This is a genomic window from Nostoc sp. EspVER01, assembly GCF_034530635.1.
Taxonomy (GTDB): Bacteria; Cyanobacteriota; Cyanobacteriia; order Cyanobacteriales; family Nostocaceae; genus Nostoc.
Map to the genome: position 1 here is coordinate 1 of NZ_JAVRCS010000034.1, position 22,103 is coordinate 22,103.

Consider the following 22,103-nt stretch of genomic DNA (forward strand, 5'->3'; position numbering starts at 1 on the left):
TTAACATATTTTGGGCTGTTTTTATCGGATTTCTCTTAACATTCAACACTTTTGCACCCGTACCAACGGGGATACGAGCAAGCAGGAGGTCAGCACTGCTTTTAACATTACTATTTGGCTCATTAAATAAAGCTTTAGGGTCACGTCCGTCGATAACAGAAACTAAATCTGATAAACGCTGTGTACCAAAGATATATTCTCCCGTTGCTTCGAGTTGAATTTCATTACTTTCAAGCTTAATTTCTCTCTTGATTGGCACAGGGCCAACTCGGTCGATAGTGTTCCTTATCGCTAGAACTAATCGTTTCAACTTCACCAACACTTGTAACGTCTACCCCCCTCGCTCTCAATGCTTTGATAAATCGCTGATCCATTGAGTCTTCATCAATAAATAATCGAATTTGACTCATATTGCTTGCCCCATTTCTGTGGCTAATCGCTTGTAATCTGCTTTTTCAGTGGAAATATACGTCTCAATTTCTTCTCGATTAGCGTGATAATAAGTTAGAGCAGCATAGACTTGTGTAAGATTTACATTTCCCATGCGTTCAGCAATTTCTTCTGCATTCAGCACAAGTTTATACCAAGCTGTAATGCGTTGAACAGAAACTCTAGTACCAGCAATGCGAGGACGACCCCCTAGAGTTTCAGGTGACTTAACAATCAGTGTTCCAATATCAGTAGCCGACATAAATATCTTAATGGGTTTATTTGGATGATTTTTCACCTATAAATCATAGCAAATTATTTAAAACTGGTATGATTCATCAGTAAATTTAACTTTGTTTATAAACCATTTCCATTCTCAACTTTTCAACCTCCAATCTCAACTTATCATTCTCCATCCTCAACTTAGCATTTTCCTCCCTAATCAACTCAACCTCATTTCTCTTACTTAAAGCCTGATTAATCGCCAACTTTCGCATATCTAGCGAAAACCAACGCTGATAAGTTTGGGTATGAACTTGCACACTATGACCCAAATTATCCGCCGCCGCTTTAATTGGTATTCCCAAAATATGCGCCCGAATTGCCCAAGCGTGACGCAAATCATACGGTTTAAAATCCAATCCTATCTTGCGAAACCACCAACTAACTCGCTGTGTTAACGCCGTTATATCAGCATGATTAGTGTTATCTTTTTTAGCGATCGCACCCCTTAACATCTCTACATATTTAGGATTCCTCAAATCAAAGTCATCAATCCATTGCCGATGTAATGGCAATGCTTGTCTCTCACCAGTCTTAGAATCCTTATGAACTTTCCATGTCAAATCTACATTTTCTTGACTCAACCACCAATCAATATCAGGATTAATAAAAAGTTCCCGTGGACGTAAACCAAAAACTGCTAACATTCCATACGTCCAGCGCCAAAGTTGCCAGCTATCTTGAACATTTTGATTAACTTGATTACCTCTGTTATGTTGATAATGTTCAAACTTGAGAATTCCCTCAGATATTTCTGCATCGGTCGGTATATTGCGGGAATTATTCTCCGGCATTTTGGAATATTTTGATAAATCAATTTCGATATTGAATGTCATACAAAATGCTGCGATCGCTCTAGCTGCATTATACTTAGCCCATTCTTTATCGATTTGCTCAATTGAACTTATCAGATTTTCAGCAGTAGCTAAATCTTGAGGATTCGTAAATCTCTTGGTGCGGGAAAAGTAATAAAAAAAAGTATGTTCGCTTTTAGTTGTGCGTTTGTGAGTTTTAAAATACTCTTCTTCAAACTTTTCAAGTAATCCCCCTATAGATTGAAAATCTTTTCTAATTGCCTCATTTCCTAAATACTTATCATTCCATTCAAACGTTTTACGAGCGATTAACTTACCTAATTCATAGGCTTCTTCCTCAGCCGTCTTGAGTCCATCCAAGTTAGCGGGAATATTCAAACTGAGATTGTATTGCTTTCTCCCAGTACCATTACTATCTTTGTCTCCCGGTTTAATTGGTAACGTCGCTCGTAATTGCAGACTTCCATTCGATTCTCTAATTGTCACCTTTGCCTTTGCAGACTTCAAACGCAGATTAACTTTCTCTAATTCCAATAGTACTTTTGTTTTCATCGTGCGTTCTTTGTTGCTGTGATTGCAGAGATAAACATAAACATCAGGCGGTGTTGCATATTTGTGGGATGGGCATCTTGCCCGTCCCTTGTATTTCCAGGCGGGCAGGATGCCATTAGTGTCAACTTAAGGTTAAAACCCATTTGTCAACGATAGGTTTTGTTAGGAACGAAGTATAAAGGGGAACTTTTTCTGACTTATATACACAAGCTGGGAGTGATGCTAATAAACAAAGCATTAATAGTCCCTGAAAAAGTTCGTTTTTTGTCCCTTGAAAACCGAATTTTTAAGCCTAAATACTTATTGACATAGTAAGTTTGAGCTTAACTTGACACCAATGGCAGGATGCCCACCCTACAAGAATCATCACTTTATTCAGCAACGCCTTGGCTCAGGACAACATTTAGATGATGCGTGAGTCCTGAACCTGATTATGCATCGCTGTTTTTAGCCTATATTTAGGCTAAAAATAAATGTGTTCTCAGAAAACAATGTTTAGCAGAGACATTGCTTACTGCAAACATTAGGCTGTTGAAAAAAATTAAACCACCAAAAGGATTACTCCGGTCCTTATCACGGTTATGACGGCTTTGCCATCTTCGCACGTGATATGGACTTGGCACTCAACAGCCCAACCTGGTCATTAATTGGCGCTCCTTGGAATGAAAAAGCTCAGGCTAAGAAGGCTGAAGCTAAGGCTAAGGCTGCCGTTTAGGGAAATGGGAGAGTGAGATAAGTAAGGATAACCTGGGGCTAAAACCCCAGGGGGGAGTTGGGAATCCAAAATTCAAAATTGAAAGATTAAAAATTTATTTTGATTTTTGCATTTTGAATTTTGAATCATATTCCCACTCCCTTGTAGAGACGCGATGAATCGCGTCTGTAACGAATTAATCGCGTCTCTATCCCACTCACACCTCAATTAGTAAAGAATTCAGTAAGCTTGGAGATCCAGAAATGCCTCAGAATCCAGAAAAAATTCAAGATCACGTCGAGTTATTCCACCAGCCTGAGTACCAACAGCTATTTGAAAACAAAAAGCAGTTTGAAAACGGTCACGACCCCGAAGAAGTAACACGGGTTGCAGAGTGGACAAAGGGTTGGGATTATCGTGAAAAGAACTTCGCTCGTGAAGCTTTAACCGTTAACCCTGCTAAAGGTTGTCAACCATTGGGAGCAATCTTTGCTGCTGTTGGTTTTGAAGGTACTCTACCTTTCGTTCAAGGTTCTCAAGGTTGCGTTGCTTACTTCCGCACCCACTTAACCCGTCACTACAAAGAACCATTCTCTGGTGTATCTTCTTCAATGACTGAAGATGCAGCCGTGTTTGGTGGTCTGCAAAACATGATTGACGGCTTGGCGAACTCTTACCAACTCTACAAGCCCAAAATGATCGCTGTCTGCACCACCTGTATGGCAGAAGTAATTGGTGATGACTTACAAGCCTTCATCAACAACTCTAAGCAAGCTGGTTCAGTTCCTCAAGATTTCCCAGTACCTTACGCTCACACCCCTAGCTTTGTCGGTTCCCACATCACTGGTTACGACAACATGATGAAGGGAATTCTTTCTAACTTGACCGCAGGTCATAAGAAAGAAACCAGCAATGGTAAAATCAACTTCATCCCAGGTTTTGATACCTACGTAGGCAACAACCGCGAACTCAAGCGGATTGCTTCTTTGTTCGGCTTTGACTACACAATTCTAGCCGACAACAGCGACTACCTCGATTCACCAAACACAGGTGAGTTCGATATGTACCCAGGTGGTACAAAGCTAGAAGATGCAGCAGATTCAATCAATGCGAAAGCTACGATCGCTCTGCAAGCACACTCTACACCAAAAACCCGCGAGTACATCGAAAAAGAATGGAAGCAACCAACCTCAGTTTCCCGTCCTTGGGGCATTAAGGGTACTGATGAGTTCTTGATGAAACTCAGCGAATTGAGCGGTATCCCCATTCCTGAAGAATTGGAAATCGAACGCGGTCGTGCAGTTGATGCCATGACTGACTCTCACTCATGGATTCACGGCAAGCGCTTCGCTATCTACGGCGAACCAGATTTAGTATACAGCGTAGTTGGCTTTATGCTAGAAATGGGTGCTGAACCTGTGCATATCTTGGTTCACAACAGCAACGAAGTATTTGAAGCAGAAATCAAAGAATTGCTTGCTTCTAGCCCCTTCGGTCAACATGCAACTGTTTGGCCTGGTAAAGACTTGTGGCACATGCGTTCATTGTTGTTCACCGAACCAGTAGATTTCTTAGTTGGTAACACCTACGGTAAGTACCTGTGGCGCGACACCAAGATTCCCCTCGTGAGAATCGGCTACCCCATCATGGATCGCCACCACTTACACCGCTACGCCACCATTGGTTATCAAGGCGTGATCAACCTCCTCAACTGGACTGTAAACACCCTGTTTGAAGAAATCGATCGCAACACCAACATTCCTTCTAAGACAGATATTTCCTACGACTTGATTCGTTAGAAATTGCGTAGAAACACAACGTGTTAATTAAAGGGTGAAGAAGGGGAATAGGGAGTAGGGAATAGGGAATAGGGAAATATCCAAACCCAATGCCCAATCCCCAATCCCCAATCCCCAACTCCCCTTTTTCTTGATAGCATTTACCCAAGGAATTTATAGATGGAAACCATCAATCACACTCACGAACATACTCACACTCATCCTCATCCTAATTACCATCCACCTAATCAAAAAAAACCAGGATGGTTCCACAATCTTCTTAATCCGTTGCGTAGTGTAGTGGATGGAATTCAGGTTAAAAATAATCGCATCGCTCATCTAATTTGTCAAACAATTCCTTGTTGTTGTCCCTTTGAGCGACAAATTAAATTATTTGGGAAGACTATTGATATCCCACCACTATGTAAACTCAATCCTTTATATGACGAATTTGTAGGATTGCGTTTCCGCGCTCTATCTTACCTCGCTGATGTATGTGGAGAGGATGTCACAAGATACATTTGTTAGTCATTAGTCATTGGTCATTAGTCATTAGTTATTAGTCATTAGTTATTCAAAGGACAAATGACAAATGACAAAGGACAATTAACAATTAAGAGAAGAGAGATGAAAAGCACCCAAGGCAAAATCAACGAGCTGCTGACTGAGACAGGATGCGAACATAATCAGCACAAACAAGCAGAAAAGAAAAACAAATCATGCGCTCAACAGGCACAACCTGGCGCGGCTCAAGGGGGCTGTGCCTTTGATGGTGCAATGATTGCTTTAGTGCCGATCGCAGATGCAGCGCATCTAGTCCACGGGCCGATCGCCTGTGCTGGTAATTCCTGGGGCAGTCGTGGTAGTCTGTCGTCTGGCCCGCAACTCTACAAAATGGGCTTTACGACTGACTTGGGTGAAAATGATGTCATCTTTGGTGGCGAAAAGAAGCTCTACAAAGCGATTCTGGAACTCAAAGAGCGTTACCAACCAGCAGCAGTATTCGTCTACGCCACTTGTGTTACAGCCTTAATTGGCGATGATATGGATGCTGTCTGCAAAGCGGCGGCTGAGAAAATTGGTATTCCTGTTGTTCCCGTCATTGCCCCAGGATTCATTGGCAGTAAAAATCTGGGCAACCGTTTTGGTGGTGAAGCTTTATTAGAATATGTTGTCGGAACAGCAGAACCGGAACATACAACGCCCTATGATATTAACTTAATCGGTGAATACAACATCGCCGGGGAAATGTGGGGAGTAACACCACTGCTAGAAAAATTAGGCATCCGTATTCTGTCTAAAATTACGGGCGATGCTCGCTACAATGAAATTCGCTACGCCCACCGTGCCAAGCTCAACGTCATGATCTGCTCACGAGCGCTGCTCAATATGGCAAGAAAGATGGAGGAGCGTTACAACATCCCTTACATTGAAGAGTCTTTCTACGGCATCGATGATATGAATCGCTGTCTGCGAAACATCGCCGCTAAATTAGGCGACGCTGATTTACAGGAGCGGACAGAAAAGCTAATTGCAGAAGAAACGGCTGCTTTAGATTTGGCATTAGCTCCCTATCGCGCTCGACTCAAAGGTAAGCGGGTTGTGTTGTATACAGGTGGTGTTAAGAGTTGGTCGATTATATCGGCTGCTAAAGACTTAGGCATTGAAGTTGTTGCTACTAGTACTCGAAAAAGTACTGAAGAAGATAAAGCCAAAATCAAGAAGTTGATTGGCAACGATGGCATCATGCTGGAGAAAGGCAACGCTCAAGAATTGCTACAACTGGTTAAAGACACTCGCGCAGATATGCTGATTGCTGGTGGACGTAACCAATACACAGCTTTGAAAGCTCGGATTCCTTTCCTTGATATCAACCAAGAACGCCACCATCCTTATGCAGGTTATGTGGGAATGATTGAAATGGCGCGGGAACTGTACGAAGCTTTGTATAGCCCGATTTGGGAACAAATACGCAAACCCGCTCCTTGGGAAGAAGAGGAGGAAGTTTAATGGCGATCGTTACCGCTTCTAACAAAGCACTGACAGTTAATCCCCTCAAGCAGAGTCAAGCTTTGGGCGCAACCTTAGCCTTTTTGGGATTGAAAGGGACAATGCCCTTATTCCACGGTTCCCAAGGTTGTACTGCTTTCGCCAAAGTTGTCCTAGTGCGGCATTTCCGGGAAGCGATTCCTTTAGCTACCACAGCAATGACGGAAGTCACTACAATCTTAGGTGGCGAAGAGAATGTGGAGCAAGCAATTCTCACTCTGGTAGAAAAAGCTAATCCAGAAATTATTGGTTTATGTAGCACTGGGTTAACGGAAACTAGAGGCGATGATATTGAAGGGTTTCTGAAGGAAATCCGCGATCGCCATCCCGAATTGAATGATTTAGCGATCGTTTTTGCACCAACCCCAGATTTTAAAGGTGCGTTGCAAGATGGCTTTGCTGTCGCTGTCGAAAGCATAGTTAAGGAAATTCCTCGCGCGGGTGGACTCAGAACTGAACAAGTCACAATTTTGGCGGGTTCTGCTTTCACACCTGGGGATGTACAGGAAATCAAAGAGATGGTAACGTCCTTTGGATTAGTGCCGATCTTTGTACCTGACCTTGGCGCTTCTCTAGATGGACATTTAGAGGATAATTATAGTGCGGTTACAGTCAGTGGAACTACCTTAAAACAGCTACGAGAAGTCGGTAGTTCTGCCTTTACCCTGGCATTAGGTGAAAGTATGCGGGGGGCTGCCAAGATTCTGGAAGAACGCTTTGGCACACCTTATGAGGTGTTTGGCGAACTAACAGGATTAGAACCAGTAGATGAATTTATCCAAGCATTGGCGATTCTGAGCGGTAATAGCGTACCCGAAAAATATCGCCGCCAACGTCGTCAGTTGCAAGATGCAATGTTGGACACTCACTTTTACTTCGGTGCAAAACGAGTTTCTTTAGCATTGGAACCAGACTTGTTGTGGTCAACAGTGCATTTCCTGCAATCGATGGGTAGTCAAATTCATGCTGTGGTGACAACCACGCGATCGCCTCTCTTAGAAAAACTCCCAGTTAAAAGCATTACCATCGGCGATTTAGAAGACTTTGAGAGTCTAGCGGGCGGTTCTGATTTGCTGATTGGTAACTCGAATGTGGGTGCGATCGCAAAACGCCTCTCGATTCCTCTTTATCGTTTAGGATTGCCCATTTATGACCGCTTAGGTAATGGTCAATTTACCAAAGTTGGCTATCGAGGCACGATGGAGCTTTTATTTGGTATCGGCAACCTGTTTTTAGAGGCAGAAGAAGCGAGAGTTAAGCAGTTCCAAGAGTTCGGAATTGTCGGCGCTGAGTTTTGAATTCACACTTGAAATTCAAAACAGTTCAGTTAAGAATTGATCCTCCCTAACCCTCCTTAAAAAGGAGGGAATAGAGCAAGTCTTAAATTAGCCCCCCTTTTTAAGGGGGGTTGGGGGGATCTTCCAAAGCTAAATATCACTAACTGAACCGTATTGCTTCAAAATTCAAAACTTTAGAGAGGAGAATTACAATGAAAATAGCCTTCACGACGAGCGACCGAGTTCATATTAACGCCCACTTTGGATGGGCAAAAATGATTGATGTTTACGAAATTACCGATGAGGGATATCACTTCGTAGAAACCCTCACCTTTGAAGGCGAACTCAAAGAAGATGGTAATGAAGACAAAATCACCCCAAAACTTGAGGCAATAGGTGACTGTACGATTGTTTACGTAACAGCAATTGGTGGTAGTGCCGCCGCTCGGTTAATCAAGAAAGGTGTCACCCCAGTGAAGGCGCGATCGGAAGAAGAAGAAATTAGTGAAGTGCTAAATAAGCTAGTGAAAACCCTCAAAGGTAATCCTCCACCTTGGTTGCGTAAAGCTTTGCAGCCAAAAACCACAAACTTTGCTGATGAAATTGAAGACGAAGCAACAGTATGACCGCAAATAATAGTGTTAACGGAACCGCTACAACTGAAGTCTTGAACTCACCTTTTCTTAAGGTATTAATCAAACAAATCCGTGGTCAAGACAGTTATGGAGTTTATCGTACTTGGTCGGATGAGTTGATTCTCAAACCCTTTATTGTCACCAAACAAAAGAAACGGGAAATCTCCGTTGAGGGCGAAGTTGATCCGGTAACTCAAGCCCGGATTATGGCATTTTTTCGGGCTGTAGCGGCTGGGATTGAACAAGAAACAGGTTTAATATCCCAGGTTGTAGTTGATTTGAGCCATGAAGGATTTGGCTGGGCCCTAGTCTTTTCTGGTCGTCTTTTGCTAACCGTGAAAACCCTGCGAGATGCCCATCGCTTTGGCTTTGACTCAGTAGAGAAATTAGCAGAAGAGGGAGAAAACTACGTCAAAAAAGGTCTTGATTTGGCGAAACGTTTTCCTGAAGTTGGGAAAATTTAAATAGTTAGGAGTGAGGAGTTAGGAGTGAGGAGTTGAATTAACTATTAACTGATAATTCATGATCTACAGTTCCTGATTTATAACTCATAACTCATAACTTCTAACTCCTAACTTTTAGAAAAGGAGTGGCTGATTGTGCAAGCAGAAGAAACGAGTATTGAGGAACTACAAGGACAAATCAGACGGCTCAACAGTAAAGCAGGTCAAATGAAAATGGATCTGCATGATTTAGCTGAAGGTCTGCCAACAGATTACAAACAACTTATGGATGTTGCCACCGCAACTTATGAAATCTATCGCCAGTTAGATGAACTTAAGCAACATCTGAAACAATTGGAGAATGCTAAATGACTGGAACTATGGATGAATTCAAGAAGCTCGTAGATGCAGAAGAATTTTTTCAATTCTTTAATATGTCCTACGACTTAGAAGTTGTGAATGTGCATCGTCTACATATTCTGAAAAAGTTTTCTCAACACATGCAGGAAATTGATGATAATTCTCCTGACTTGAGTCAAGAAGAGAGACTAAATCAATATTCTTTAGCTTTGCAAAAAGCTTATCAGCTATTTATCGAATCGACAGCTTATGAACAAAAGCTGTTCAAAGTGTTTAACGACAAGCCGAAAAATGTAGTCACACTGACAGAAATCACTTCTGATTAGGAGGTATAAATTGGTTAACCTAACGCCTACCGAATTAGAACGCTATCGTCGCCAAATGATGCTTCCAAATTTTGGCGAAACAGCACAGAAACGCCTAAAGTCAGCGACAGTTTTGGTTACAGGTGTGGGAGGATTAGGCGGTACAGCGGCGCTTTACTTAGCAGTAGCGGGCGTTGGGCGGCTAATCCTAGTCCGGGGTGGTGACTTGCGGCTAGATGATATGAATCGTCAGGTTCTCATGACTGATGATTGGGTAGGTAAGCCAAGGGTATTCAAAGCTAAAGAAACTCTGGATGCGATTAATCCTGATGTCCAAGTGGAAATTGTTCATGATTACATCACCCCGGAAAATGTAGATTCGTTAGTGCAGTCGGCTGATATGGCTCTTGATTGCGCCCACAACTTTACAGAGCGCAATTTGTTAAATGAAGCCTGTGTGCGATCGCGTAAGCCAATGGTGGAAGCTGCAATGAATGGGATGGAGGCTTACCTGACAACGATTATTCCTGGTGTGACTCCTTGTTTGTCTTGTCTGTTTCCAGAAAAGCCTGAGTGGGATCAGCGCGGCTTTTCAGTTCTAGGCGCTGTTTCTGGAACCCTAGCTTGTCTAACAGCACTGGAAGCAATCAAGCTGATCACCGGGTTTAGTCAGCCTCTATTATCGCAATTGCTGACAATCGACTTAAATCGAATGGAATTTGCTAAACGCCGTTCTCACCGCGATCGCTCTTGTCCAGTATGCGGCAATAGTGCGCCTTGGAGACACGCACAATCCAATTCGATGGAACCCACAGGTATTACACAACATAGTCATTAGTCATTAGCAAAAGACAAATGACAAAGGACAATCCCCACCTGAAATCAAAACAACTAATCGCTACAAATCAGGAGACTTAATGGCCGTCATTTTATCAGAAAAAGCAGAATTTCATCTGCGAGCATTCCTCAAAGGTTCAGCACCCGACGCTAATGGCGCAACTAAAGGTGTCCGCATCTCGGTAAGAGATGGTGGTTGCAGTGGCTATGAATATGCGATCGATATCACCAGCAAGCCCCAACCAGATGATCTAGTAAGCCAGCAAGGCAAAGTGCTAGTTTACGTTGATGCCAAAAGTGCGCCCTTATTAGACGGAGTTATCGTTGACTTCGTTGAGGGAGTGATGGAAAGCGGTTTTAAATTCATCAACCCCAATGCAACTGATACCTGCGGTTGTGGCAAGTCCTTTAAAACAGACGATGGTACGCCTACTGGTGTACCTTGCAGCTAAAGCTAACATCATTTCGTTAGTGCTAAGTCAATTGTAGAGATTTCCCATAGACACACTCCGCAGAGTTTCAATGCCCTTGAAATAGCTTCTAGTTCGCTTTGCATCTTTTACCCCTATAAAGAAGCTAACTGAACTTAGCATCTCTGTAAGAAGAAGGGAAGCAAAAAGTAGGATAGGTTGCTCAAAAACTTCAGAAATTACACCAACTGTATAACGTTTGAGGAGAATCGGAAAATGGCTTCCTACCAAGTTAGATTAATCAACAAAAAAGAAGACATCGACACCACAATTGAAGTTGACGAAGAAACGACAATCTTGGAAGCAGCAGAAGAAAATGGTATTGAGTTGCCCTTTTCATGTCATGCAGGTTCCTGCTCTAGCTGTGTTGGTAAAGTTGTCGAAGGTGAAGTTAATCAAGACGATCAAAACTTTTTAGATGACGATCAGGTTTCTAAAGGATACGCTCTACTTTGTGTAACCTATCCTCGTTCTAATTGCACAATTAAGACACATCAAGAAGCATATCTGGTCTAAGTTACTACTTTGGTTGCTGCCTTTAGCGACCAAATAAAACATGAAGGACGAAGGATGAAAATATACTTCCTTCTTCCTTTCACAATTCCTAATTTATAATTAAAATGTTTACCAGCTTTAGTGTTACTGGCTGTTCATTAGAGTTATTGAGAATAGGAGAGCGAGGAATCGTAATTTTCTGTAAAACTCAGGATAAAACAATCTTGAAAAAACTTACATTCATGGGAATAGTAACAGGAACTCATATTAGTTTAAAGCAAGATTTTCCCTCTTTTATCCTCAAGATTGATAACAGAGATTTTGTACTAGATTTAGAAAGTGTCCGAGCGATTTATGTTCGCGTTAGTGATAATTCCACTAATTAGCATTTATGTATATCCTTAATTATTTATGAGAAATAAAATACCCGACTTTTTAAATAAGTCGGGGAACTATGATTTTCAATTCTTAAAAATCTAATATGATTGCTGTAATTACACCAAACTAAGTTATTGCACTCTTTTTGTCACTAAATTATATAAATGCAATTTGATATGAAAAATAGAGTAGCTTGCAAAGGAAGCCACTCTATTTTTTAATCAACAGCAACTATCACATCTGATGCTTTAATCACGGCATAAGCCTGTTTACCTTCTCCAAGTCCTAGCTTTTCTGCTGATGATTTTGTGATGATTGACACTAGCTCTACTCCTGGCGCTAGTTCTAAAGTTATCTCAGTATTAACTGAACCATGTACAACTTTTTTGACAGTACCCTTAAGAGAATTACGAGCGCTAATTTCCATGTTTTTAATTCACTATCTTGAACTATTTATACCTTAGTTAAGTTAGCAAGTTTTGATTTTAAAACTAGCTTTTTTTAAGATATCTTAATAATTTTGAAATAATCCTCATTTACTTAACAGTAGTATCTCTGCTTGACAAGAATTACAAAAATAGGCGTGGTAGTCACTTGCTGCAAAAAGTAAGATAAAAAATTTAAAAAAACTAACTATTGATGGATATGATCATTCATTTAACACAGCTAGTTAATTATGTATAAGTACCGAAGCTAGAAAATATTTATGTACTTATAATGACTAAACTAAAAAGAGGTTTATATTGTGCAGCATCAAGTTAATACAACAAGACCAAATCTATTTTTTGAACATTTAAGTCCAGTTGGAGGTGTAGGATTTCCTGTTCCTAAAGATTGGTTGCCAATAACAAGTTTTCCCTTACTTATTATAGTAGGTATGACTGGTGTGGGGAAAAGCACAATCACAAAAGCTTTGGCTGAAGAAGGCTTGGATTTTACACTTTTACCTAATCGTCGTGTTTTAACCGAACGCGTGATAATTGCGCCAATGTTAAAAATGCAAGAGAAACTCATGCAGCCTCATTGCCGGATTAAACGTTTAACTTATACTCGCCTTTATCGAGAATACTTTCCTGGTGGAATGGGTCACATTTTAGCTTCTCTACACATCAATCCACAAGAAGTAAACTCTATGTTAGTTTTCGATAGTTTGCGTGGTGAAAATGAGGTTCGCTATGCAGCTACAGCTTTAAAAAATGCTAAATTTGTAATGTTGACCGCACCAAATACGGTGCGTTTAGAAAGGCTTCTAAAACGTCATGATTCTTTTGATCGAATTGCTAATCAAGAATTAGACGATCGTATGCAAATTATCCCAGAAGTACTGAGCAATTTTGCTAGTTTAGGCGTACCAGAGGCTTCTGCTTATTTTACTCCTAAAGAAGAACAACAAATCTTAGAACTTGTAAGCAAACAAGTTGTTACAGGTGTAGAATTGCGAGAAAAACTAAAAATATTTGTGGAAGAGAGTCAGAACTATGATTCGGTTCCGACAAAACAGATTTTAGAAGCGATGGATACAAGCGATCGCTCTCTTATAATTGATACTATAACCAGTCCCCAAGAATCAGCCAAAGCAATTATTTCTCAATTATGCAAATCTGTTAATATAAAAACTAACAAGTGAATATCCTTAGTAAGAATTAGTATAGGGATTACTCAATGTCGCTATCTGAATTTGCAATTGTAGAAAGTACTCTCCGTGAAGGTGAACAATTCGTCAAAGCCAATTTCTCTTCAGATGATAAAGTCGAAATTGCTGAGGCCCTTGCTGCATTTGGAGTAGAATATATAGAGTTAACGTCACCAATTGCTTCACCTCAGTCTAGACGAGACTGTGAACGATTAGCTAGGTTAGGCTTGCCATCCAAAATATTAACTCACATTCGCTGTCACTTAGAAGATGCTAAAGTCGCTTTAGCAACAGGCGTCGCTGGGATTAATTTAACTATTGGTAGTTCTTCTTTGATGCGTCAGTTTAGTCATGGTAAAAATATTAATCAAATTATTGATTTAGCATCTGAAGTTTTAACTTTTATTCATCAACAAGCCCCCGATATTGAGTTACGGTTTTCGGCTGAGGATTCGTCACGCACTTCCATAGAAGATTTAATTACAATTTATTCTGAGATTGAAAAGTTAGGAGTTGTCAAACGCATAGGAATTGCCGATACAGTAGGAATTATTACCCCAATGCAAGTATTTGAATTAGTGAAAACTTTGCGCCAATTCACTAATTTAGATATTGAGTTTCATGGTCATAATGATACAGAATGTGCAAATGCTAACAGTTATACAGCACTGGAAGCGGGTGCAACTCATATTGATACTTGTGTTCTGGGTATTGGTGAGCGAAATGGTATTACCTCACTAGCTGGATTTATTGCGAGGTTATATGCTACAAATCCAGAGCAGATTAAGTCTAAATATCGCTTGGATGAACTTGGTTACTTGCATGAATTAGTTGCGAGAAAAGTTGGGATTTCTATTCCTTTTAACCATTGTGTTTTTGGGGAAAGTGCTTTTAGTCATAAAGCTGGTATTCATACTAAAGCTATGCTCAATAACTCGGAGACTTATGAAGCTATTAATCCCCGGAGTTTTGGTGTAACGCGCTCAATTTTAATTAATCATAAATTGGCTGGAAAACAGGCGGTTAATCACCGAGCTAATGAATTAGGACTTTCCTTTAATTTATCCCAGCTTAAAGATATTACCCATAGATTGAAAGCTTTAGCTGATAACCAAAGTCTTACCATCGAAGATGTAGATAATATTTTATATTCTTATCATTGTCAGTCAATTTGAAAATATACACACTTACTGTCCAAGTGCAGATCCCCGACTTCTTCAAGAAGTTGGGGATCTAAATCCACCTATATCTGCTATTAATCTATCTGATGTAAGAAAACTGTAAAAATTACTGCTTTTCCATTATTTTTCAAGCTTTTTTAAGATGAATGTTTGCTGTTCTTTATAAATGATTCATAATTTAAACTTATAAAATTGATAGCATATATGTAAGTTAAAAGGATTTAAATAACATTTTTGCAAAAATGGTGAGCATTGCTCACCATTCTATTTGCCAAGCAAATTTATATTAGTAAAAAAGTTAACTTAGGAGTAGTTATGAATCTAACCAACAGTCAAAAATTGAGTGGCGTAACAACCCAATGGCTAATAGCAAAAGGCTATAATCCTGGCGATTTGAATCAGCCAGGTGAAAATGGTGATACAGCTTTAATGAAAGCGACAAGAGAAGGAGTTTATACAGTCGTCAAAGAGCTAATTGATACAGGCGTAGATATTAATGCTCGAAATAGCGATCGCAACAATGCTTTATGGTTTGCTTGTTTTGGTAATCACTACGATTTAATTAATTTACTCTTGGCTCATAACATTGACATTAACAACCAAAATGATAACGGTGCAACTGTTTTAATGTACGCAGCATCAGCCGGAAAGACAGAAGTCGTCAAGTTACTTTTAGAACATCATCCTAATTTATATTTAAAAAACTTAGACGATTATAAAGCGATAGATTTTGCTAGCAACGTAGAAGTCTTAAGGATAATTAAAAATGCCATCAAGTCAGATATTGGGCAAAGCTTATCATGACGCTACCAAGCATTCTTACTTATCGGTACAACTCGATCCAAATTATGTAGATGCTTCAACACAGCCATCTGCATTTAAAGTTTATCCCAAGTTTTATCGGAGAGTGAAATTAAATCTCAATAATCCTGTTCACTCTTTTATCTCATTAACCAGTGCGATAACACTAGAAAAAGTATATAAAGATGGCCCTTATAAACTGCGAGTGAATCCATCAGCAGGCGCTCTGTATCCTACGGAAGTTTACGTACAGGTTCGTGGAATTGAGGGAATGGTAAATGGTATATACCATCTAGAAGTTGAGAATAATTGTCTAACTCTCATCTATGAATTAATTGATGATGGGTTGGAGAATTATATTATACCGGGTAAATGTATCAACGGATTCATCTTTTTAATTAGTTGTGTTTATTATAGGTCTAGCTGGAAATATCAAAATAGAAGCATAAGATATTGCTTCTTAGATAGCGGACACCATTTAGGTGCGATCGCAGCTTCAGCTTTTCTCCACAACCGAGATATACAACTAATTTTTGACTTTGATAAACTCGCTCTCAATTCTGATTTGGGATTGGAGAATAAAGAGTTTATTACTGCTTGTGCGGTGTCAGGAGAAATACAAGACAAGAAAATCAGAAGCTTAAGGCTGAAAGTTCCTTTTGTCTCTGGTACTGATTATTTTGAATCCAATCAATTTATTGAAGATGCTTATCAAGCAACTACTCTAGAAAAGAGTCGTCAGCAAAAATTAGAGTATCCTCAATTTGATTTCGATCGGGATAAATTTTATCAAACTGTTTGGGATAGACGTTCTATTAGACGTTTCCGGAAAGAGGCTATTTCTCAAGAAGATTATTTATATGTAGTGCAACAACTTCAACAGTCAATACCGACAGAAAACTATGAGGAAATAGAAATTTACTCAGTGGTGCATCGAGTAGAAAAAATGACACCTGGGTTATATAGAGGTACACATCTGGTTAAAGCAGGTAATTTTAGCGAAAAGACAGGTTACTTATGTATTAATCAGGCTATTGCTAGAGATGGCGCAGTAACTTTATTTTTTGTGTCAGATTATTTAAATTATCAAACTGCTATGCAAATAGCTGGTTTTCTCGGACAAAGACTTTATTTAACTAGTAATTATTTGGGAATTGAGTGTAGTGGAATTGGTGCATATTATGATGACGAAACCCAAGAATTATTAGAAACGAATAAAGATGTACTTTATGGAATGGTGATTGGAATATAAGCAGGAAGCTAAAGAGAGATGGCTAAAAAGATGTATTACTTAAATGGTGATGATTCACATCCGATGCAACCGACATCTGCTGATATTATACTGCGGCAGCAATTAGAGTATTCTATTAGCAGATACTTTTATGACGCGTGCGATCGCACCATTCAAAATCTACTGTCTGATTGTCGGTGGTATGTCACAACGCACGCCAATGCTCTGACATTGGTAATTGAATGTCCCGATCAAGTTATTAATTGGCGTGTTTTACAAAAAATTGTGCCAATGGGAACATTGCTATATGGAATTGTTAACAGTGCTAAAATCCGTGTTTGTCCGCCAGAAAGTCAAGGTATACCTTTTGAGATGAGGGTAGATGAACTTTCTGTTTATCGGGATTGGGCATAGATAAGAGAGACGCGATTAATCGCGTCTGTACAAGAGTTAGAAATTTTTACTTATTATTCTGGCTGATGAGTGCAGCTACCTCTTCAAAAACTAAATCAGCAGAATGTTTGATAGCAGGACTTAATTCCAGTCCCAAACTAAGATTTGCCGCTTCAATTAAATAAACTTTCACATCTTCAGGAAAGTCATTTTGAAAGATTTTCCGTCCGGCGGCTAAAGCATTATCCCAACGAAAATCGTGCAAGTTATAACTAGGTTCGGGCATTGCTTCCAGTTCTTTTCCTGGAACTTTAAACACAGCACCCGGTTCAGAACCTGTTGAACTTGCATCAATAATTACTAATTGTTTACTACCTCTAGCTTGAAACATTACTTCCATCCCTGCGGTGCCACAGTCATATACTCGCACATGAGGATGAGGGTTTTCAGCTAGATATTTTTGTAAACGTTGAGCAATGATTACGCCTACTGCGTCGTCACTGCGATTGAGATTTCCGCAACCAATAATAGTGAGCATGGGATAAATTTTATTCGCTTAGTCTATCGATCGCAAACTGGGGGCTAAGTTTGACGATCGCATTGTATTACTAGAATAGAGATAAATGAAAATTTGGAGATAGACGACTAATCAGGAATTCCAGAACCTTACATCCACTGCGATCGCGGTGGATGTAGGTAGTTCACTCTACAATGACAGCCCCCAGTCCGGCTTGTTACGGGTTGTGCGACAACGTGACGGGGAACTGGAGAAGCTGGGCAACGACCTGGTTCGGCGCTCCGACTGGCGCGAGGTCTACTGGTTGCTGTAATTGGTAAACGGCACCTTGCGGCGGAAACATCGTAAGGTTGTCGTTGAGCAGTGTAGCCGTCTTAGTGTTCGACAGCACCAGGGGCGGACCGCCGCCTGGTGGCTTCTCGATTGTCACATTTAAATCCAGAAACATAGTCTGCCGAAAAGTCGGCGGCATATTCTTGGTAACTTCGAGCAGGCTGAGCGGCGTCTCGTCGATATCGGCCTGACTGATGGTAACCTTGCCGAGCACAGGACTATCAGCCGAGAACTCGAGACCGATCACCTTTAGCTTAACGCCACCAAGACCACCTGCGAGGTTGGCCTCTACTCGCACTAGAAGCCCTCCCTTAAAGTCCAGCGTAATGATCCCTAAGACATCCACTCTCAGCGGTGTATTTACCGTGTAGCCACTGAGCGGGATCTGCAAACCGATCGGCGGAAGAAGTCCACCTAGCATCATAATGTTAACCTCTATCTTAAACTAAAAATGATTTGGTTGATTAGTTTGGCTTTTTTAAAGACCGTGTTCGTATCATCTAGCGATCGCTATTCAAGATGCAAGGACAGTTAAGACAGTTAAGACAGTTAATCAATATTTTATATTGACTTAATATATACTTTATTGCTGCTTCATAATAGTATGGATGAAGATAAATTTATCGCTATCCAAAATAATTTATTTTCAGTTGGCTTTGAAAGAACAGCAATCAATTATTCATCGGATGAGATTGACAGCAATAAAATCAGAAATTATGTTTGTCTCATGCAACATAATTATGAAATTTTTGACACTAAATTGTCGTGACTTTGAGCTTGTTCGTTCAAGACACTGCGATTACTTTAAGTTGTTACCATAATCTGCAAAATGCAGGGTTACACAAAAGGCTTTGGCTAATAGTATAGACAAAGCCTCTGAAGAAGTAACTTATCAGCAGGAAACTATAAAGCTACACCATGTTTCTTGGCAACTTCAGTCAGTTTATCATACTGATCTTGTGACACTTTAGTTAATATCTCTTCAGCCTGTTCTTTAGTACTTCCTTCTTTAGGAATTAAGTACTTGACATAAAGAGATACAAAATCAGCAGCGATCGCTAAACCAGATAAACCATGTTTGTCAGCTTCTTTGCCAGCGATCGCAGCTACCAAACCGGCTTTAATTGGGTCTGGTTTAACTTTCATGAACTGCTCTACTAGTTTCGGAACGTAGTCTTCTGGTGGCAAATTATTTAACTTACTTCTATCAGGAGTAAAGTTACATTCTGCGGCTTGAGCTTGCTCTAAAACACACCATTCTATGTATTCTTGCAATGCTGCATCGGGAACGCGAGGAAGATAATTATGTAGCGCTAAATCAGACACAAGCTTACCGTGTAAATTGCTGTTTTATGCAAATGCATTAAGGCAAGCCTAACTCACTATTTCTATAAGTTTTAGTGTGTTACGCTACGAGTTTTGAATATGAGGCATTGGGAATAGGGCATTGGGAATAGGTTATTTCTCTTTCATTTTCCCCAAATTTATCTTTTGGGCGATCGCTTAGGTAGATGGTTAATCCAGTAAGCTGTAAAGTGAGCCTTGTATATGATTATGATATGAAAACTTTTACTGCGATCGTTGAAAGAGATTCTGATACTAAGTTCTATGTGGGCTATGTCCCTGGCTTTCCTGGAGCGCATTCTCAAGGCGAAACCTTGGATGAATTGCAGGAAAATTTGCGTGAAGTTATTGAAATGCTTCTAGAGGACGAGGATCTGGTATTCGAGACAGAGTTTGTAGGTATACAACAGATTGTGGTTCAGTAGACCATGAGTAATATTCCTATTCTGAAACCCTAAGAAGTTGTACGAATATTGGAGAAGCTTGGGTTTGTGGAGGTGCGTCAGAAAGGCTCACACAAACAGTTTCGACACGAAGATGGACGAGGAACAACAGTCCCATTCCACAAAGGGCGTGACATCTCACCAAGGTTGCTACGGCAGATTGCGAGTGATATTGGTTTGACGATTGAAGAAATGCTGGAGTGGCGATGAGGTTTAACACTTAACCAGAAATCAAATGTTAAAATCTCAGGATTTGGCTGCCCAAAGTAGTGAAATGTCGTACTGATTGAACATCGAATCGGCACTCACAAGCGTCATATCTTCTATCTGAGCCTGTGCGATCAACATTCTGTCAAAAGGATCTCGGTGGTGCAAAGGTAACGCAGCCGCTTGTAAAGCATGAGAAGCTGTAATTTCTAGAGAGCGCATTGCCAACACCCCCATCCGACTAGAAATATAACTGTCTATGGGATCTGACAGTGGTAACTTGCCGATCGCAACTTTTATCCCCATTTCCCAAATGCTAGCAACTGAGAGCCACAATTCATTGGTTTCATCGGCAATATGGGTGATCGCTGCTTCATTTAAAAGCTCTGGTTGGGCAAACCACCATAACCAGCACTGCGTATCTAGCAAAAGTTTCACTCCTCACCGCCCTCAAATGCTACCAAAATATCTTCTGGCAAAGGCGCGTTGAAATCATCTGGTACTACGAAACGCCCTTGATCCTGCCCTAAACTATTGAGTCGATTTGATGAGGAGCGAAACGGAACCAACTTAGCAACAGGAATACCTCGGTTGGAAATAATGATTTCTTCTCCAAGTTCTACGCGTGACAACAGCTTTGAGAGATTCGTTTTAGCTTGATGAATATTTACGGTTTCCATAAGATTAAACTAAGCCTGCAAACTAAGTTTAGTCTGATTGTCATAGTGGTGCAAGAGCGATGTCTACGACAGGCTACGCCTACGCTCAGTTGGATAACGGATCTAGTAAGCTATAAGTGAGCCTGGTTGGATAAATGGAGCGCGAAACATGACACTCAGTGAGCTACTTCCTGCTGTCCGCAAACTGTCTGTATCAGAAAAACTTAAGCTAATCCGCATTTTGGCACAAGAATTGGATACTAACGAAGATATTTCGCCTCTAGAACCATTTAAAACCTATGATTTGCCTACTCCCTACAATTCGTTTGGTGCAGGTGAAGTTCTTATGCAGGCATTGAAACAGACAGATCAAATGTGACCAGATGCGATTCAAATACTCGACTATTGATACTTCTCAAAATGAGTTTGACAGTTTGCCACGGATTCCACTGCGTCTTTGTCTAGGAGATAGTGCGGTTGAAGCTCTTGGACTGGTGGACAGTGGTGCAACTGTAAATGTTCTACTCTATGAAATTGGTATTGAGTTAGGTGGGGTTTGGGATGATAGCAGGGCGATTATTCAATTAGCAGGCAACCTGAGCAATCTGCCAGCAATGCCATTCTTGGCAAACGTTGAGATCGGTAATTTTACGCCAGTTCAACTGGTATTTGCTTGGGTGAGAAGAGCGAATGTACCCTTAATTTTTGGACAGACAAACTTTTTCCTAGAGTTTGATGTGTGTTTCTACCGTTCCAAACTTGAATTTGAGATCGAACCAAAATCTTAGTAATAAATATAATCTGTGAAGCGATATCTACGACTGGCTATACCTTAGCGTAGGTATATGGCTAATCCAGTAAGTTGTAAAGTGAGCTTATGACTAACCCACCTGATAATTAAATTAAACGGGTAAGTCCTAGAGATATTGTGATAGTAGTAAGCTAATGATGTTTTTACCAGAAGGTAAGGTGATTATGGCAATCACATTAGATAAAGCTGCATCTGGGAATATGACTCTTGAGGAGTTCTTTAATTATGACGATGGTACAGATGCTCTCTATGAGTTTGAAGATGGAGAATTGCTTCTGATAACGGCTGAGAGTGAGATAAATCGACGAATTGCCATGTTTATCCTTGTCTGCTTTGTGCAACTGGGTATTCCTGCTTATCGGCTGTCGATGAAAACAGAAATTATGACTACTGGCTCACGGGTGCGCGTTCCTGATTTAGTGGTGTTTTCTGAGGAGTTGGCGACGGCGATGGAGGGGGCTAAACGATCTACGGTAATGCCAGAGATGCCACCGCCGTTATTAGTGGTTGAAGTGGTAAGTCCAAATCAGAGTAGTCGTGATTATCGCTATAAGCGATCTGAGTATGCCGCACGGGGTATCGCTGAGTATTGGATTGTTGATCCGATACAACAGCGAGTGACAGTTCTGGAATGGGTAGAGGGTTTTTATGAGGAGAAGGTGTATTTAGGAGATAGTGCGATCGCTTCGCTTGTATTTGCTGATCTAAAGTTGACTGCTGTTCAAGTTTTGCAGTGCCATTAAGCAGCACT

Annotated in this window: 31 protein-coding genes and 2 pseudogenes; 23 read left to right on the forward strand and 10 right to left on the reverse strand. The window is 40.5% G+C overall.

The window, feature by feature from the left end:
• The 4 genes and pseudogenes from RMX69_RS23070 to RMX69_RS23085 form a co-directional block, all read right to left on the reverse strand.
• A partial coding sequence (locus RMX69_RS23070; RefSeq protein ID WP_322638821.1) for a hypothetical protein occupies positions 1–259 on the reverse strand: 259 nt, incomplete at its 3' end.
• A complete protein-coding gene (locus RMX69_RS23075; protein WP_322638822.1) occupies positions 237–410 on the reverse strand; it encodes a hypothetical protein in 174 nt (57 codons plus the stop codon). The genes RMX69_RS23075 and RMX69_RS23070, both read right to left, overlap by 23 nt.
• The gene (locus tag RMX69_RS23080) at positions 407–691 is read right to left on the reverse strand and encodes a DUF433 domain-containing protein (RefSeq protein WP_322638823.1); all 285 of its coding nucleotides are present in this window, start codon (positions 689–691) and stop codon (positions 407–409) included. The genes RMX69_RS23075 and RMX69_RS23080 overlap by 4 nt, the downstream gene beginning before the upstream one ends.
• A gap of 85 nt (positions 692–776) precedes the next feature.
• Positions 777–2,106: pseudogene (locus RMX69_RS23085) on the reverse strand (site-specific integrase).
• A gap of 519 nt (positions 2,107–2,625) precedes the next feature.
• On the opposite strand from RMX69_RS23085, the pseudogene RMX69_RS29495 reads away from it, so the two are divergent.
• The 13 genes and pseudogenes from RMX69_RS29495 to RMX69_RS23145 all read left to right on the forward strand — a co-directional run.
• A pseudogene (locus RMX69_RS29495) lies at positions 2,626–2,793 on the forward strand (nitrogenase molybdenum-iron protein alpha chain); the annotation flags it as partial.
• Positions 2,794–3,035: 242 nt separating this feature from the next.
• Positions 3,036–4,571, forward strand: a complete 1,536-nt coding sequence (gene nifK, locus RMX69_RS23090; protein WP_289794960.1) for a nitrogenase molybdenum-iron protein subunit beta — start codon at positions 3,036–3,038, stop codon at positions 4,569–4,571.
• Between the two features lie 159 nt (positions 4,572–4,730).
• Positions 4,731–5,078, forward strand: a complete 348-nt coding sequence (locus RMX69_RS23095; RefSeq protein WP_322638824.1) for a Mo-dependent nitrogenase C-terminal domain-containing protein — start codon at positions 4,731–4,733, stop codon at positions 5,076–5,078.
• 99 nt (positions 5,079–5,177) lie between these two features.
• A complete protein-coding gene (gene nifE, locus RMX69_RS23100) occupies positions 5,178–6,560 on the forward strand; it encodes a nitrogenase iron-molybdenum cofactor biosynthesis protein NifE (protein WP_322638825.1) in 1,383 nt (460 codons plus the stop codon).
• The gene (gene nifN, locus RMX69_RS23105; protein WP_322638826.1) at positions 6,560–7,897 is read left to right on the forward strand and encodes a nitrogenase iron-molybdenum cofactor biosynthesis protein NifN; all 1,338 of its coding nucleotides are present in this window, start codon (positions 6,560–6,562) and stop codon (positions 7,895–7,897) included. Before nifE ends, nifN begins: the two co-directional genes overlap by 1 nt.
• 191 nt (positions 7,898–8,088) lie before the next feature.
• Positions 8,089–8,502 carry a nitrogen fixation protein NifX gene (gene nifX / locus RMX69_RS23110; RefSeq protein WP_012407194.1) on the forward strand — a complete coding sequence of 138 codons (414 nt, stop codon included), beginning with the start codon at positions 8,089–8,091 and terminating at the stop codon, positions 8,500–8,502.
• Positions 8,499–8,975, forward strand: a complete 477-nt coding sequence (locus RMX69_RS23115) for a NifX-associated nitrogen fixation protein (RefSeq protein WP_069069803.1) — start codon at positions 8,499–8,501, stop codon at positions 8,973–8,975. Before nifX ends, RMX69_RS23115 begins: the two co-directional genes overlap by 4 nt.
• Before the next feature lie 135 nt (positions 8,976–9,110).
• Entirely contained in the window at positions 9,111–9,326 is a 216-nt protein-coding gene (locus RMX69_RS23120; protein WP_322638827.1) for a CCE_0567 family metalloprotein, read from the forward strand.
• The gene (gene nifW, locus RMX69_RS23125) at positions 9,323–9,640 is read left to right on the forward strand and encodes a nitrogenase-stabilizing/protective protein NifW (RefSeq protein ID WP_289794963.1); all 318 of its coding nucleotides are present in this window, start codon (positions 9,323–9,325) and stop codon (positions 9,638–9,640) included. The genes RMX69_RS23120 and nifW overlap by 4 nt, the downstream gene beginning before the upstream one ends.
• A gap of 10 nt (positions 9,641–9,650) precedes the next feature.
• Positions 9,651–10,457: a HesA/MoeB/ThiF family protein gene (locus tag RMX69_RS23130; protein WP_289794964.1), complete on the forward strand. Its 807-nt coding sequence runs from the start codon at positions 9,651–9,653 to the stop codon at positions 10,455–10,457.
• 79 nt (positions 10,458–10,536) lie between these two features.
• Complete coding sequence (locus RMX69_RS23135) at positions 10,537–10,908, forward strand: HesB/IscA family protein (protein ID WP_069069800.1); 372 nt, start codon at positions 10,537–10,539, stop codon at positions 10,906–10,908.
• A 234-nt stretch (positions 10,909–11,142) separates the two neighbouring features.
• Complete coding sequence (locus tag RMX69_RS23140) at positions 11,143–11,442, forward strand: 2Fe-2S iron-sulfur cluster-binding protein (RefSeq protein WP_069069799.1); 300 nt, start codon at positions 11,143–11,145, stop codon at positions 11,440–11,442.
• Positions 11,443–11,546: 104 nt separating this feature from the next.
• Positions 11,547–11,807, forward strand: coding sequence for a FeoA family protein (locus tag RMX69_RS23145; protein WP_322638828.1), 261 nt, complete (start codon positions 11,547–11,549; stop codon positions 11,805–11,807).
• Positions 11,808–12,016: 209 nt separating this feature from the next.
• Here RMX69_RS23145 and RMX69_RS23150 read toward each other — a convergent pair whose 3' ends face one another.
• Positions 12,017–12,226 carry a TOBE domain-containing protein gene (locus RMX69_RS23150; protein ID WP_289794966.1) on the reverse strand — a complete coding sequence of 70 codons (210 nt, stop codon included), beginning with the start codon at positions 12,224–12,226 and terminating at the stop codon, positions 12,017–12,019.
• A gap of 318 nt (positions 12,227–12,544) precedes the next feature.
• On the opposite strand from RMX69_RS23150, the gene RMX69_RS23155 reads away from it, so the two are divergent.
• The 5 genes from RMX69_RS23155 (at position 12,545) to RMX69_RS23175 (ending at position 17,059) form a co-directional block, all read left to right on the forward strand.
• Positions 12,545–13,426: an AAA family ATPase gene (locus tag RMX69_RS23155; RefSeq protein ID WP_289794967.1), complete on the forward strand. Its 882-nt coding sequence runs from the start codon at positions 12,545–12,547 to the stop codon at positions 13,424–13,426.
• A gap of 35 nt (positions 13,427–13,461) precedes the next feature.
• A complete protein-coding gene (gene lysS, locus RMX69_RS23160; RefSeq protein WP_289794968.1) occupies positions 13,462–14,607 on the forward strand; it encodes a homocitrate synthase in 1,146 nt (381 codons plus the stop codon).
• A gap of 321 nt (positions 14,608–14,928) precedes the next feature.
• Positions 14,929–15,417 (forward strand): ankyrin repeat domain-containing protein, encoded by a 489-nt coding sequence (locus RMX69_RS23165; RefSeq protein WP_289794969.1) that lies wholly within the window; start codon positions 14,929–14,931, stop codon positions 15,415–15,417.
• Positions 15,380–16,666 carry a nitroreductase family protein gene (locus tag RMX69_RS23170; protein WP_322638829.1) on the forward strand — a complete coding sequence of 429 codons (1,287 nt, stop codon included), beginning with the start codon at positions 15,380–15,382 and terminating at the stop codon, positions 16,664–16,666. Before RMX69_RS23165 ends, RMX69_RS23170 begins: the two co-directional genes overlap by 38 nt.
• Positions 16,667–16,684: 18 nt before the next feature.
• Complete coding sequence (locus RMX69_RS23175) at positions 16,685–17,059, forward strand: hypothetical protein (protein WP_289794971.1); 375 nt, start codon at positions 16,685–16,687, stop codon at positions 17,057–17,059.
• Positions 17,060–17,105: 46 nt separating this feature from the next.
• On the opposite strand, the gene RMX69_RS23180 is transcribed toward RMX69_RS23175, so the two are convergent.
• The 3 genes from RMX69_RS23180 to RMX69_RS23190 form a co-directional block, all read right to left on the reverse strand.
• Positions 17,106–17,576 carry a hydrogenase maturation protease gene (locus RMX69_RS23180; protein WP_289794972.1) on the reverse strand — a complete coding sequence of 157 codons (471 nt, stop codon included), beginning with the start codon at positions 17,574–17,576 and terminating at the stop codon, positions 17,106–17,108.
• A 196-nt stretch (positions 17,577–17,772) separates the two neighbouring features.
• Positions 17,773–18,312 carry a hypothetical protein gene (locus tag RMX69_RS23185; protein ID WP_322638830.1) on the reverse strand — a complete coding sequence of 180 codons (540 nt, stop codon included), beginning with the start codon at positions 18,310–18,312 and terminating at the stop codon, positions 17,773–17,775.
• Positions 18,313–18,791: 479 nt separating this feature from the next.
• On the reverse strand, positions 18,792–19,214 hold the full coding sequence (locus RMX69_RS23190) for a hypothetical protein (protein WP_322638831.1): 423 nt from the start codon (positions 19,212–19,214) through the stop codon (positions 18,792–18,794).
• Between the two features lie 233 nt (positions 19,215–19,447).
• Between RMX69_RS23190 and RMX69_RS23195 the strand changes: the two genes are divergently transcribed.
• A complete protein-coding gene (locus RMX69_RS23195) occupies positions 19,448–19,657 on the forward strand; it encodes a type II toxin-antitoxin system HicB family antitoxin (RefSeq protein ID WP_289794978.1) in 210 nt (69 codons plus the stop codon).
• A 45-nt stretch (positions 19,658–19,702) separates the two neighbouring features.
• On the forward strand, positions 19,703–19,885 hold the full coding sequence (locus RMX69_RS23200; RefSeq protein ID WP_289799877.1) for a type II toxin-antitoxin system HicA family toxin: 183 nt from the start codon (positions 19,703–19,705) through the stop codon (positions 19,883–19,885).
• 36 nt (positions 19,886–19,921) lie between these two features.
• Here RMX69_RS23200 and RMX69_RS23205 read toward each other — a convergent pair whose 3' ends face one another.
• On the reverse strand, positions 19,922–20,320 hold the full coding sequence (locus tag RMX69_RS23205) for a type II toxin-antitoxin system VapC family toxin (RefSeq protein WP_322638832.1): 399 nt from the start codon (positions 20,318–20,320) through the stop codon (positions 19,922–19,924).
• Positions 20,317–20,562 carry a type II toxin-antitoxin system Phd/YefM family antitoxin gene (locus RMX69_RS23210; protein WP_289794980.1) on the reverse strand — a complete coding sequence of 82 codons (246 nt, stop codon included), beginning with the start codon at positions 20,560–20,562 and terminating at the stop codon, positions 20,317–20,319. The genes RMX69_RS23205 and RMX69_RS23210 overlap by 4 nt, the downstream gene beginning before the upstream one ends.
• Before the next feature lie 148 nt (positions 20,563–20,710).
• On the opposite strand from RMX69_RS23210, the gene RMX69_RS23215 reads away from it, so the two are divergent.
• From RMX69_RS23215 to RMX69_RS23225, 3 genes are all read left to right on the forward strand, one after another.
• The gene (locus RMX69_RS23215) at positions 20,711–20,920 is read left to right on the forward strand and encodes a hypothetical protein (RefSeq protein WP_289794981.1); all 210 of its coding nucleotides are present in this window, start codon (positions 20,711–20,713) and stop codon (positions 20,918–20,920) included.
• A 4-nt stretch (positions 20,921–20,924) separates the two neighbouring features.
• Complete coding sequence (locus RMX69_RS23220; protein ID WP_322638833.1) at positions 20,925–21,329, forward strand: hypothetical protein; 405 nt, start codon at positions 20,925–20,927, stop codon at positions 21,327–21,329.
• Positions 21,330–21,486: 157 nt separating this feature from the next.
• Positions 21,487–22,095 (forward strand): Uma2 family endonuclease, encoded by a 609-nt coding sequence (locus tag RMX69_RS23225; protein WP_409878073.1) that lies wholly within the window; start codon positions 21,487–21,489, stop codon positions 22,093–22,095.
• Positions 22,096–22,103: the final 8 nt, after the last annotated feature.

Coding starts and splice junctions, on each gene's coding strand:
- RMX69_RS23075 (WP_322638822.1), bottom strand. CDS start 410: ATGAGTCAAATTCGATTATTTATTGATGAAGACTCAATGGATCAGCGA.
- RMX69_RS23080 (WP_322638823.1), bottom strand. CDS start 691: ATGTCGGCTACTGATATTGGAACACTGATTGTTAAGTCACCTGAAACT.
- nifK (WP_289794960.1), top strand. CDS start 3,036: ATGCCTCAGAATCCAGAAAAAATTCAAGATCACGTCGAGTTATTCCAC.
- RMX69_RS23095 (WP_322638824.1), top strand. CDS start 4,731: ATGGAAACCATCAATCACACTCACGAACATACTCACACTCATCCTCAT.
- nifE (WP_322638825.1), top strand. CDS start 5,178: ATGAAAAGCACCCAAGGCAAAATCAACGAGCTGCTGACTGAGACAGGA.
- nifN (WP_322638826.1), top strand. CDS start 6,560: ATGGCGATCGTTACCGCTTCTAACAAAGCACTGACAGTTAATCCCCTC.
- nifX (WP_012407194.1), top strand. CDS start 8,089: ATGAAAATAGCCTTCACGACGAGCGACCGAGTTCATATTAACGCCCAC.
- RMX69_RS23115 (WP_069069803.1), top strand. CDS start 8,499: ATGACCGCAAATAATAGTGTTAACGGAACCGCTACAACTGAAGTCTTG.
- nifW (WP_289794963.1), top strand. CDS start 9,323: ATGACTGGAACTATGGATGAATTCAAGAAGCTCGTAGATGCAGAAGAA.
- RMX69_RS23135 (WP_069069800.1), top strand. CDS start 10,537: ATGGCCGTCATTTTATCAGAAAAAGCAGAATTTCATCTGCGAGCATTC.
- RMX69_RS23140 (WP_069069799.1), top strand. CDS start 11,143: ATGGCTTCCTACCAAGTTAGATTAATCAACAAAAAAGAAGACATCGAC.
- RMX69_RS23145 (WP_322638828.1), top strand. CDS start 11,547: ATGTTTACCAGCTTTAGTGTTACTGGCTGTTCATTAGAGTTATTGAGA.
- RMX69_RS23150 (WP_289794966.1), bottom strand. CDS start 12,226: ATGGAAATTAGCGCTCGTAATTCTCTTAAGGGTACTGTCAAAAAAGTT.
- lysS (WP_289794968.1), top strand. CDS start 13,462: ATGTCGCTATCTGAATTTGCAATTGTAGAAAGTACTCTCCGTGAAGGT.
- RMX69_RS23165 (WP_289794969.1), top strand. CDS start 14,929: ATGAATCTAACCAACAGTCAAAAATTGAGTGGCGTAACAACCCAATGG.
- RMX69_RS23170 (WP_322638829.1), top strand. CDS start 15,380: ATGCCATCAAGTCAGATATTGGGCAAAGCTTATCATGACGCTACCAAG.
- RMX69_RS23175 (WP_289794971.1), top strand. CDS start 16,685: ATGGCTAAAAAGATGTATTACTTAAATGGTGATGATTCACATCCGATG.
- RMX69_RS23180 (WP_289794972.1), bottom strand. CDS start 17,576: ATGCTCACTATTATTGGTTGCGGAAATCTCAATCGCAGTGACGACGCA.
- RMX69_RS23185 (WP_322638830.1), bottom strand. CDS start 18,312: ATGATGCTAGGTGGACTTCTTCCGCCGATCGGTTTGCAGATCCCGCTC.
- RMX69_RS23195 (WP_289794978.1), top strand. CDS start 19,448: ATGAAAACTTTTACTGCGATCGTTGAAAGAGATTCTGATACTAAGTTC.
- RMX69_RS23210 (WP_289794980.1), bottom strand. CDS start 20,562: ATGGAAACCGTAAATATTCATCAAGCTAAAACGAATCTCTCAAAGCTG.
- RMX69_RS23215 (WP_289794981.1), top strand. CDS start 20,711: ATGACACTCAGTGAGCTACTTCCTGCTGTCCGCAAACTGTCTGTATCA.
- RMX69_RS23220 (WP_322638833.1), top strand. CDS start 20,925: ATGCGATTCAAATACTCGACTATTGATACTTCTCAAAATGAGTTTGAC.
- RMX69_RS23225 (WP_409878073.1), top strand. CDS start 21,487: ATGATGTTTTTACCAGAAGGTAAGGTGATTATGGCAATCACATTAGAT.